This window comes from Bartonella sp. LB28NMGDW, from assembly GCF_042194435.1.
Taxonomy (GTDB): Bacteria; Pseudomonadota; Alphaproteobacteria; order Rhizobiales; family Rhizobiaceae; genus Bartonella; species Bartonella grahamii.
On the sequence record NZ_JBHIMX010000018.1, the window covers coordinates 1 to 12337 of the forward strand.

8 protein-coding genes and 2 pseudogenes are annotated in these 12337 nt (G+C 37.4%); all 10 read right to left on the bottom strand.

Annotated elements, in window-relative coordinates:
* Positions 1-2273, bottom strand: a pseudogene (locus tag ACFIKG_RS07875) (hypothetical protein); the annotation flags it as partial.
* Positions 2274-3103: 830 nt separating this feature from the next.
* Positions 3104-8005 (bottom strand): Vomp family autotransporter, encoded by a 4902-nt coding sequence (locus tag ACFIKG_RS07880; RefSeq protein WP_375652046.1) that lies wholly within the window; start codon positions 8003-8005, stop codon positions 3104-3106.
* 448 nt (positions 8006-8453) lie between these two features.
* Positions 8454-8912 (bottom strand): annotated as a pseudogene (locus ACFIKG_RS07885) (YadA-like family protein); the annotation flags it as partial.
* Positions 8900-9190: a hypothetical protein gene (locus ACFIKG_RS07890; protein WP_375652048.1), complete on the bottom strand. Its 291-nt coding sequence runs from the start codon at positions 9188-9190 to the stop codon at positions 8900-8902. The gene ACFIKG_RS07890 and the pseudogene ACFIKG_RS07885, both read right to left, overlap by 13 nt.
* Before the next feature lie 2 nt (positions 9191-9192).
* Positions 9193-9384 (bottom strand): hypothetical protein, encoded by a 192-nt coding sequence (locus ACFIKG_RS07895; protein ID WP_375627462.1) that lies wholly within the window; start codon positions 9382-9384, stop codon positions 9193-9195.
* A gap of 112 nt (positions 9385-9496) precedes the next feature.
* A complete protein-coding gene (locus tag ACFIKG_RS07900) occupies positions 9497-9955 on the bottom strand; it encodes a hypothetical protein (protein WP_375652049.1) in 459 nt (152 codons plus the stop codon).
* A 6-nt stretch (positions 9956-9961) separates the two neighbouring features.
* A complete protein-coding gene (locus tag ACFIKG_RS07905; RefSeq protein ID WP_375652050.1) occupies positions 9962-10162 on the bottom strand; it encodes a hypothetical protein in 201 nt (66 codons plus the stop codon).
* Positions 10147-10419 (bottom strand): hypothetical protein, encoded by a 273-nt coding sequence (locus tag ACFIKG_RS07910; protein ID WP_375652051.1) that lies wholly within the window; start codon positions 10417-10419, stop codon positions 10147-10149. The genes ACFIKG_RS07905 and ACFIKG_RS07910 overlap by 16 nt, the downstream gene beginning before the upstream one ends.
* The gene (locus ACFIKG_RS07915; protein WP_375652052.1) at positions 10416-11288 is read right to left on the bottom strand and encodes a hypothetical protein; all 873 of its coding nucleotides are present in this window, start codon (positions 11286-11288) and stop codon (positions 10416-10418) included. The genes ACFIKG_RS07910 and ACFIKG_RS07915 overlap by 4 nt, the downstream gene beginning before the upstream one ends.
* A gap of 705 nt (positions 11289-11993) precedes the next feature.
* A partial coding sequence (locus ACFIKG_RS07920) for a YadA-like family protein (RefSeq protein WP_375627467.1) occupies positions 11994-12337 on the bottom strand: 344 nt, incomplete at its 5' end.

The window sequence follows — 12337 nt, forward strand, 5'->3', positions numbered from 1 at the left end:
GCAACATTATGGAGACCTACAACTGTCTTATCTTTACCGCCTAAAGTCACACTTGTGTAATCAATGCTGCCATTTTCGTCACCTGTTTTATCATAATGAACAACTGCTGATTCATCAGACTGAAGACTGTTCGAAAGATCTTTCAAACCTTTATCAAGTTGACCTTTATTAACCGCTTCATTGTTTTTTGTTGCTTCCCCAACACCAGAAAGTATCCTATCCCCTTTATCCTTATTGGAGATATTGATTTCACTGCCTTCTACCGCTGCGCCAATAGTGAGACGATGCGTTGTTTCGTCTTGCTGAACAAAGCTTTCGCTTTCTACCTTGTTAATCACATTATTAACCTGTTCAGTCAATTTATTCTGAACATTCGTGATAGAACTACCAACTCCAGCAAAAGCAGATGCCACATCAGGATAATCCTCATCTTCAGGGCTGCCATCTTCCTTGATTGTTTTTACCTTGAATGTAGGAGCGGTCCATTTCCCATCCGCATAGCTAGCACCACCGCCAAAATAAGATGCAACATTCTGATTGCTCTCAAAAAGCTGTGAGCCATTTATAGCATCAGTTGATTCTGCTGTAATCTTACCTATGCCAACATTATGCAAAGAAACAGTGCCTGTTTTGGGATCACCAAAAGTTACACTATTCTTATTAACTTTACGTGCTGATCTCGCAAGCAGATTAACATCATCTGAATCTTCTTCCTCATCATAAAGAACTGCCACAGACCGCACATCTTCAATTTTGTTAGAAAGATCAGTTACATCTTGATCAAGCTGACCTTTGTTAACGGCATCAGTATCATCAGTACCCGTTGCAACTCCCGTTATCTTTTTACTGCCAGCATCAACACCAGAAGTCGTTATTTTCGGACCACTCGTAATAACTAAACCTGTTGCATCTAGGGTATTTGTGCCTGCCTTTAAGCTCGTTAATGCAACATCTTGAGCCAAATCAAATTTTACATTATTGTCTTTATCACCTTTTGTAAGATTAAGATTTGTACTTCCAGCAGAAAAATCGACTGTATTATCTATGCTAACAGCTGTAGCATTTTCCCCACCAACGGAAAGCTTCCAACCTTTGTCTACATACATTTGTAATGACCTTATCTGTGCAACATTTGCCGCATCATACAGTTCAGTACCAGCGGCTACCCCTGTAATCTGCCGCGTTTTGCCCGTGTTATGATCACCAACACTCACTGCACCCATAGTACTTTTCCATGAATACCCTGTGTCATCTGCAGCTCTTTTAAAATAAGGAGAAAAACCAGGAATACCAGCAGCAACATCAGCTACAGAACTTCTCCCTATAGCAACGCCATCTTTCACCGAAGCTACAGAATCGACACCTATAGCGATAGCTCCCTCTTTCTGTGCTTTTGAATAAAATCCAAAAGAAATGGCATGCTTTTCTTCTGCATATGCACGATGACCAATAGCAGTTGAACCATACCCCAAAGCCTTAGAAACAGCACCCACAGCCGTTGAATAATCACTCCCCGCAGTTGTATAATCGTTCGAACCCTTGCTTGCATTATATTCGGAACCTATTGCGACACTGCTTGTTCCCATAGCGTGAGACATGTAACCTATAGCAATAGCATTATCCTTATCTGGCACATGAGCTTTATGGCCTATAGCAACACCTCTCTTTCCCTCTACAGATGCATCATCACCTATAACAACAGTGTCACTCGCTCGCGTATCCCGTTGCATTCCCTCAGTTGAACCACTCCGCAAAAGGCCAGAAACACTAACAGGCACTGCATTCTCATCATTCTTTGCAAACTGTTGGGCTGTAGAGCCATCACGAACAAGCAACCGTGGAACAATGAGAGACTTTTTATATTGCTCGTCTGCATTTAACGTTTTTTTCGGTAGGTTACTACTGTTTGCTGTCAAAACATTTATTATAGAGCTCTCATCTCTCGGACCTAGAAGAGTTCTGGTTAAAAAATTTGCATAGTCATCAGCAGCATTAATCTTTTCTAATCCTGCTTTATTGAGTGCTGTTAAATAATTGTCTTTTGAAACAGAAGAAGCATTCAAACCAGCAACAGAGATGATGTTTTGTGGATAAGAGACACCAGCACTGTTAACACCCTCGAGAAATGTGTTTCTAAAATCAGAATTTTCTGAAAAAACAGGTGTAACATTCGATAAAAATGTAGCCGCTGTAGCCAACGAAAGAACTTTAACAAAAGAAAAACGAAACCGTTTTAATTCACTCGCTGCTTGTGTGGCATATAATTTTTTCATAACAAACTCTCCAATGAAAAAACTTTAGAAACACCTCCAAAACATAAAAAAGACACATTTTAGCATTATTGATCTCTTCGAAATACGAATTATAGGATCATTGCTTAGAGTGTGAACATTTTGAGTCTTTGCTCTTGTTTTGTGTGTGCTTTCTGTATTGAGACCTAAATGTTTGTTTTTTTGATTATGTTTTGTTGGCATAAAAATGACACATTTAGAGTCTAAGGGGTTTAACGTGCTGTTTTGTCCTGGCTAAAAAGAGGTCTTGCATATTTGATATTACTTTTTACTTGGCAGTCGTTACTATAAAATGCTTTAAAAAAGGTTTTGGTATGTGCTTTCCTAATTATAGACTTTGTTTTTATTAAAAAGCATTTTTTTGTTAATAACAAGTAAAGTAAAAAGAGGTTGTAATATGTTCGAAATCTAACTTGCCTCGGATAATCGGTTTTTTAGTTAGGTTTTCTCTTTTTAAAATATCATGTAATGATATATGCGCGGTTTTGTGATGTACCTTCTATTTCTACGCATTACTTATCCCCCCTTTTGAAAGTTATTTTATCAAAATGAGTCTTACTAATATACATTTCTGTACTACTATAGACTGTTCAAGAAAATAGCAACATAAAAATATGACTTTTTAGCAATATGGATTCTACTGTGATCTTTTTTCAACAAAAATATAGAAAAAGCTTCTATAAAATCTCAAAGTTTATAGCCTCATCAAATATTATGCTTATCTCTAGATAAATACTGTAGCGTCTGTAAAAAAAATCACCCTTATTTCAATCAATAAGGGTGAATATTTTGTTCTGTTTTCGTTGTTCGTATTATTTTATTTTCAGAGTAATTGCTCCACCTATTCCCCAGTGACCACCAGCACTCGTAGCAGAGAGATTAGAGCGGATTTTTCCGTTCTCAGATGTATAACCAGCACCAAGAGCAAACGCAGATTGTCCACGCCATGCCCCGCTACCAAATGAGACACTCAAAGATCCTGGGTCGTCGAAGTAACGTAGGTTGGATACTGCTAGACCAACAGCTGCTGCTTGCCTTGCCTCTTTGCGTACACTCTTAATGTCATAACTTAAAATATTAAACTTCATATCTGTATATTGGTTAGCCCGATCAACAGCATCATCAATAGCATCGATAACGATATTATTCACCCGTTGATCTGTGTAGTGCTTTGATTGATCAAGAACAATTTTCATCTGCTGCTCAGTGTAGCCATGGAGCTGACCACCATTTACAGCTTCTTTTGATCCCTTCTCAATACGACCATCCGCAACATTATCAATCATAACAGGTTCACTTTCGTTGCCACCTTTTAGAGTAATCTTATTGGTCTTTTTACCATCAGCATCTTTATCATAGTTAACTGCACCATCAGAAAGATTATTAACCGTGTTCTCAATATTATCAACTCTGTTTTCAATATGGAAAACCGTTTCACCAATATCCGTAACCGTAGCGGAAATATTGTCGACTCTGTTTTCGATATGCTTAATATCTTTCTCAACGCCAGTGATACGTTCGTTGGTCTGCCAAAGCTGTCCGCCATTGACTGCATCTTTTGAACCTTCTGTAATTTTACCATTTTCTACATTGATAATCTTACTTGGTTGACCATCATGGCTAGCATCATAGGCTTTTTTCTGTTCATTCCAGTTTAAACCATTGGACGAGACATTGTTTTCAACATTTTGAATGCGATTGTTTATCTTGGACATACTCTCACTCACGCCGTCAAAAGCATTGGCAACGTCATGATAGGTCTTCTTCTCACCAGAACTGCCGTCATTATTGAATTGTGCTATCTTGAAAGTAGGAGCGATCCATTGTCCATTATTATAGCCAGCGCCACCACCAAAATACGCAGCAAGCTGATTACTCATCAAATAAAGTTGCGAACCATTTACAGCATCGGTTGAATCTTCAGAAATATCTCCATTGGCAAGAAACTTAATTTTGCTATTGGTTCTTCCCTCTCCATGCTGTGCTACAAATGCTTTCTCATCATTATTCCACAACAAGGCATCCCCTTTGACTTCTTGAGTAATATTATTGATTTGTTGTGTAAAATCATTTGTCACATTTATTAAATGATCATTCACATTCTTCACATTTGCATCAAGACCCGTCAAAGCGTCACCAACATTTTCAAAGGTTTTCTGAACCACCTTACCATTCGCAGAAACTGTAGATAAATTATACTCTGGTCCCCCAAAATAACCATCACTAAATTCCGCATTCCCACCAAAGTAATTTGCTATATCTTGGGAGATTTGATTAATTTGGTCCCCATTTACTGCATCGGTTGAATATTCAGCAATTTCGCCAGCTTTGACATTAAGGAGAGCTACTGGCTCTTTATTTTTATCGCCACCTAAAGTTATACTACCATAATTAACAGCACCATTTTCTTTATCGTAGAGAACTGCAGCAGCTGTTGTGAGATTAATATCCTTAGAAATCTTCTCTATACTTTTATCAAGCTGTTCTTTATTAACAGCTTCATCATTCCGCTCTGCAGCTTTTACACCGGAAATTGTACGAGCATCACCGTTCTTATTCGCAACATTGATTTTAGTTCCACCTGTTGCTTTACCAACAGTGATAGTACCTTCATTTTCCTCCTGCTTAACGAGGCTATTTTTCGTCGCATTCGTAATCTGATTTTGGATATTCGTGATAGAATTATCAACAGTACTAAAAGCAGATCCAAAATCATTATGTGGTTTGCCCTGAATAGTATACGTTGGCGCTTTACCATTAGATACATCTGCACCACCACCAAAATATTTTGATATATTTTTAGCAATTGTTGAAAGATTATTTGTGACAGTGGTAACATTCTGATTGGTCTCAAAGAGTTGTGAACCATTTACAGCATCGGTTGAATCTTCAGAAATATCTCCATTGGCAAGAAACTTAATTTTGCTATTGGTTCTTCCCTCTCCATGCTGTGCTACAAATGCTTTCTCATCATTATTCCACAACAAGGCATCCCCTTTGACTTCTTGAGTAATATTATTGATTTGTTGTGTAAAATCATTTGTCACATTTATTAAATGATCATTCACATTCTTCACATTTGCATCAAGACCCGTCAAAGCGTCACCAACATTTTCAAAGGTTTTCTGAACCACCTTACCATTCGCAGAAACTGTAGATAAATTATACTCTGGTCCCCCAAAATAACCATCACTAAATTCCGCATTCCCACCAAAGTAATTTGCTATATCTTGGGAGATTTGATTAATTTGGTCCCCATTTACTGCATCGGTTGAATATTCAGCAATTTCGCCAGCTTTGACATTAAGGAGAGCTACTGGCTCTTTATTTTTATCGCCACCTAAAGTTATACTACCATAATTAACAGCACCATTTTCTTTATCGTAGAGAACTGCAGCAGCTGTTGTGAGATTAATATCCTTAGAAATCTTCTCTATACTTTTATCAAGCTGTTCTTTATTAACAGCTTCATCATTCCGCTCTGCAGCTTTTACACCGGAAATTGTACGAGCATCACCGTTCTTATTCGCAACATTGATTTTAGTTCCACCTGTTGCTTTACCAACAGTGATAGTACCTTCATTTTCCTCCTGCTTAACGAGGCTATTTTTCGTCGCATTCGTAATCTGATTTTGGATATTCGTGATAGAATTATCAACAGTACTAAAAGCAGAACCAATGTCGTTATATTCAGTGTTCTGAATCGTATAGGTTGGTGCTTTATTAGTGACCACATCTGCACCACCGCCCAAATATTGAGATGTATTTTGAGAAATTTTTGCTAGATCATTCGTAACAGTGGCAATATTCTGATTAGTCGTAAAGAGCTGCGAACCATTTACAGCATCTGTTGAGTTAGCAGAAATGTCTCCATCCTTCAAAAATGTGAGTTTGCTGTCTGTCTTCTCTCCGTTTGCTTCATGAAGAGCAACAAATGCTTGTTCATTTTCGCTCCACAAAAGAGAATCTTTAGAAACACCTTCAATTTTCTGAGTAAAGTCATTGACTACATATGTTAAGCGACTATTCACATTCTTTACATTTGCATCAAGCCCTGTCAAAGCTTCACCAACATTATAAAAGACTTTCTGTTCTCTAGAACCATCCGCAGAAACAGTAGATAAATTATACTGTGGTCCTACAAAAGCACCATCGACAAATTCGGCATCACCACCAAAAATGCCTGCTACATCTGCGGATATTTTATTAATCTGGCTGCCATTAATTGCATCATTCGACCCTTCTGCAACTGTACCAGCTTGTACATTATGGAGAGCAACTGGTGCCGTAGTCTTATCACCACCCAAAGTCACACTATTATAATTAATGGTGCCATCTGCATCTTTATCATAAAGAACCGCAAAGCTATTTGCTTCTTTAATGACCTTAATACTGTCCGTGATATCTGCAATTTCACCATCAAGTTGTTTTTTATTAACAGCTTCATCATCATTAACTGCTTCTTTCACACCGGAAATTATCCTATCTTCACCCGATTTGTTTGCAACATTGATTTCAGACCCCCCTGTTGCTATACCAATGGTGATACGACCTTCTTCTCCACCATCTTGCTTGACAAGACTATTTGCTGCTATTTGATTTTTTATCTCTTGTAGCTGCGCAAAATTCACTGCATCAGTATCTTCTTCTCCGTTTGCAACTCCTGTAATCTGTTTATTGCCAGCATCAATACCATCCACAGTTATTTTAGCCCCATCAGCAAACAGAAAGCCATCACTACTCATAGAGGCGTTCCCTGCAGTGACACTTGCCACTGTAATATTCTTAGCTAGATCAAATTTTACATTATTGTCTTTCGCACCTTTTGTAATCGTAAGGTTGTCACTTGCAACTGACAAATCTACAGTATCTTTTATACCAACGGCTTTAGCATCTTTACCCCCAACGGATAGGTTCCAACCTTGGTCTACGTATTTTTGTAATGATCCTAACTGCGCAACATTCACAGCATCAGTACTATAAGTACCAGCTGCCACCCCTTCAAGCTGGCGCGTCATCTTATTTACATCATTACCAATAGTTGCTGGCCCCGCATTACTTTTCCATATCTCATTATCTACCTTTGACGGGCTTTTAGTGAGAAAATCGAAACCGGGAGCACCCGCACCCGCCTTACTCGAAGAACCGTCCCCAAGAATAACCTTTCCATACGCCCGCGTTTCAGGCCCAGACCCCATAACAGTTTCATTACTATCGGCCCTCACTCGTGAAGAATAAGCATTTAAGAATGCATCCCTAATATCATCTTGGTTATTATATCCGGCATCTATCGCGATATTACCTAGTCCTAAAGCGTGCGCTGTAGAGTCTATAGCAACACTTTTCCCCTTTGCCGTATATTTCTCTGGATCTAAAATAACAGCGCCACCCACTGTAAAGATATTTTGCGCATCTTTCCATACAGACCTTCCGTCGACTGTTAAAACATTTATGACAGAATTTTCCCCCCCCATACCACTTGTATAATCATTATAAGCAGAAAGAGTACTTTGCGGATAAACCACAGCGGCATTCTTCACATTTTCAAGAGATGCTTTTGTTAAATCGAGATTTGCTGAAAAAACAGGAGAAGCATTCGATAAAAACAATGCCACCGCAGTTCCCAACGAAGCTACTTTAAACAATGATGATCGATGATGTGAACGAGAAAACCTCAAATCACGCAGATTTTGTGTAGTATATAATTTTTTCATAAAAACCCCCTTCATAATAATAGATTAAAAACACAAAAAAGGTATGCTCTAGAACTCTAAAGCTTTCTTATTTCCCTTGCGTGTTCCTGCTTTTACAGCGTGTTTTAGGACATAAATAAAATTAAGACATAAACTGTTGTTTCTACAGCGTCTTTAGAGGGTAGTTAGAGGCAAGTTCGTGAAAGTCAATTTAAGGAAGGTAAAAAAACACTTAATATTAGAATTAATTTCGTTTTTTCTATCAAAGGTTGTGTGTCGTTTTTAGCTTTGACCTCTTTGAAAGAGATATAATTTTTGTACCTATTGATCATCCGTTTAGGCATCAGTTTATTTTTCGTGAATAAGATTTTTTACTTCATTAGAGGATTTATGAAAGCTTTTTACTAAAATGCCCCCGCTTTGATGAGGCAAGGGCAAAGAGCATATTTAAGAAAAGTTTTTTGCTTATCTAGTTCAGTATTAAATTAAGCCCAATACCTACACCCCAATGACCACCAGAACTCGTTGCGGAGAGATTGGAGCAGATTTTTCCATCTTCTGACATATAACCAGCGCCAATAGCAAATGCGGATTGACTGCGCCATAAACCACCACCAAATGATAGACTGATTTTTCCAGGAGTATCATCATAACTTAAATTAGACACTGCTAAACCAATCGCTGCTGCTTGTCTTGCCTCTTTCCGAACATCCTCAACAGTATAACTTAACGTTGCAAACTTCATATCCGTATACGAATTAGCCTCACTAACTCCATCTTTTACAAGATGAGAAACTTGCTCATCCGTATACTTATTGGCATCTTCAAGAACCGTCTTCATCTGCTGTTCTGTGTAATCATATAACTGATCACCGTTTACTGCTTCTTTCGAGCCTTCTTCTACCTTTCCACCCTCTACATTGATAATCTTACTCGCCTTCTTATTCTTATCAACGCCACGACCTGCATTAAATGCATTAGCAATATCGTTATAGCTTTTTTTTCGTCTTTTCCATGCCGAGCCACAAATGCCCCTGCTCCATTACTCCATAACAAAGCATTTTTCTCGATGTTGCCAGAAATTTCATTATGAAGCTTCGCGAAAACACTATTTATGCCAGCAAAAGCTGCTGCAATATTATCATAGCTGTTCTCTTCAAAGGTTCTATAGCTTGAAACTTGGTGCTGTCCATTCTTTATTCTCATATCTAGCACCACCGCCAAAATATTTTGCACGCGTTTGATTTAGTGAATAAAGCTGTCCACCCCGTCACAGCATCCGTGGAACTCTTTGTAATAGCTCCTGCCGAAAGGGATGTGATCTTGCTGTTTTCTTGCTTCTCTCCATGTTTTGCAACAAAAGCTTGATCCTTTGTGCTCCATGACAAAGAATCCTGCACATCCCCTCAGAGACTCCTTTAATACGATTATTGATATTCTTGATATTGTCATCAAGACTTGTAAAATAAGTTAGAGTGGCTATATGATTTCTCTATTACCGTACCTTTTTCATCAATCTGATGATAATTTATAAGTAAGAGCTGTAAAAATACCGTCGCTAAAAGATGCTCCACTACCTAAAGATTTCGCAACTTTATCACCCAATGAATAAAGCTGACCGCCATTGACAACATCAGTGGAATTTTTCGTAATTTTATTTGCTACAGTATGAAGTGCAGCGGGAGCTGTAGTTTTTCCAAAAGTCACACCTTCATAATTAATAGTGCCATTTTCATTATTTTCTTTATCATAATAAACAACAGCAGAATCATTAGCAAGTTTCTCTAAACTTTCTTCAAGCTGTTTTTTTACTAACAGCATCATTGATGCTTTATCTCTCTTTGCTTTCTTAAAACCAGAAATTATCCGTAATTTATCACTTTTATTCGTAATATCGATTTTATCACCGTCTATATCCTTACCAATGGTAATGTGTTTCGTTGCTGTTTCCTGTTTTACAAAAATACTCACTGCTACTTATTCTTTTACTTCCTTCAGTTGTGAAAAATTCACTGCATCAGTATTGCGAGTTCCTTCCACAATATTTGTTACTTTTTTACTTGCTGCATTAATACTACCGCTAGTTATTTGCGGGCCATCAATAATTACTAAGCCTATTGCATCTACTTTTGTTTTCTCTCCTAATGTTATGCTTTTCAATACTATGTCATTAGCCAAACCAAATATGAGCTTATTTTCATCGTCCTTATCTCTTTTAACCCTGAAGTTACTTCCTCCGAATGAAAATTTATTGTACTATCTGGCACCAAAATCTTTAGCTGTCTCACCAGCAATAGACAGTTTCCAACCTTTTTTCTTACGACTTCTTCTAAATCCTGCAACTGTCTAAGGTTCACTGCATCGGCAGGTTTGCTACCAGCTGCTACGCCTATAATTTGTCGCGTTATGTTCTTACTAAGAATACCAATATTCACTTCACCTTTCGTACTTTTCTATTGAGATTCGGTGTTTTTAGCCGGTCCTTGCAGAAGAGACATATACCCAAAAACGCCAGCAGCCCTACCAGGCACAGAGTTGTTCCCGATAGCAACACCCCATCAACCGTCACGTTAGAATAGGAACCTATAAAATAGCTTCTTGAGAAAATGCATATGCACCCAAGAGCAATCGAACCATACCCTAGGGCTTTAGAAACGGCTCCTACAGCTATTGAATAATCACTCTTCGCAGTTGTATAATTATTATCTCCATATTTGCTCTTCTTATTATATTCACCACCTATTGCGACACTGCTTTTCCCCAAAGCGTGAGCCATATTGCCTACAGTAACGCTCCATTCTTTTTCCCCTTGCGTTCCACTACCTAAAGCAATACTTGTGTTTGGAGTACGTTGCATACCTGTAAATCGTTGCATTCTTGTAATGAAATCATGTCGCAAGGTGTCAGATCCATCGATAATCCTTGCATCTTCGTTGTTTTCAGAACTCATTGTAATTGTAGAGTTATTGTTCATAACCAATTGCGAATCGGTAAGAAATCTCTCACTAAAACCATCCTTACTCTTAATAGAAAGCGTATTGACGAGAAAATTGATATAGCCACTATAATCTGTAGAATCATCCACTATTGGTGCCATTGCTGCTGTATTAAGTGCTGTTAAATAACTTGCTTTTAATAAATCAAAACCTTTTGAGAGAGCCCCAATGCTGTTAGAGTTAGCATACACAGAAAGGAGCATTTTTCCTTGAGAATAGCTCTTTGTTGCTTTTTCCATGGCTTGAAGCAGCTGTTCTATTATATCAATTTTTCGCCAAAACAGGAATAGCATTCGATAAAAAAACAACTATCACAACTCCCAATGAAAACGTTGCTACAAACAACCGATAAAATAAACGCTGAAAACTTGAGCTATTTCCCTTGAATATGATCAATAATTTTTTTCATAACAAACCCTTAACAAAAAACCATGTCTAAAACATAAAAAGACATATTTTGAATTGTAAGAATTTGCACTATTTGCTTTTCATACTCGTAATTAGATTAAAACAATTTGGAGAAATTAAACTTTTACTATGAAGCTACAAAAAAGGAAACTGATTAAAAAAACATAATATTTTGAATTATTCTATTCTTAAGATAATTTGTCATTTAAAAAACAAGACTTTTAATGAAAAGTTATAACGATATCAACATAAAGCATACATTTAAAACTATACGCAAATAAAAGCTAAAACTGTCTTCTTTTAATAAAGGGTAATATTCGTATTTACATTGCTTGAAGCATTTTAATAAATCAAAATAATAGGATAGAGCAATAAGATTATTACCTAATTATCAAAGAAAAATAGCAATCAATTTTTTGAATCTTTACCACTAAGGTCTTTTATTCTCAACAAAATTTGTAATAAGCTTTTTATATTCGGATTTTATATAATTACGAGAGTTTTTACATTTAGAATAGCTTTAGAGAACTCTGGAAGAAGGTAAAAAAATTGCCCTTTTCTTAAACAAGAAAAAGGCAATTCAATTTTATGGATTTAATCGTTTATTAGTTGAGTATCACATTAACCCCTGCACTTATACCCCAGTGCCCTCCAGAAGTGGTAATTGACAAGTTGGAACCAATATCACCGTTCTCTGAAGTATAACCTGCACCAAAAGCAAAAGCAGATTGACTGCGCCACAAACCACTCCCAAATGCGATTGTTAATTTTCCAGGAATATCACTATAGCGTAAACCAGCTACCGCTAAACCAACAGCTGCTGCTTGTCTTGCCTCTTTTCGAACATCCTCAACAGCATAACTTAATGTCGAAAACTTCATATCCGTATACGAATTAGCCTCATTAACTCCATCTTTTACAATATGAGAAACTTTCTCATCCGTATACT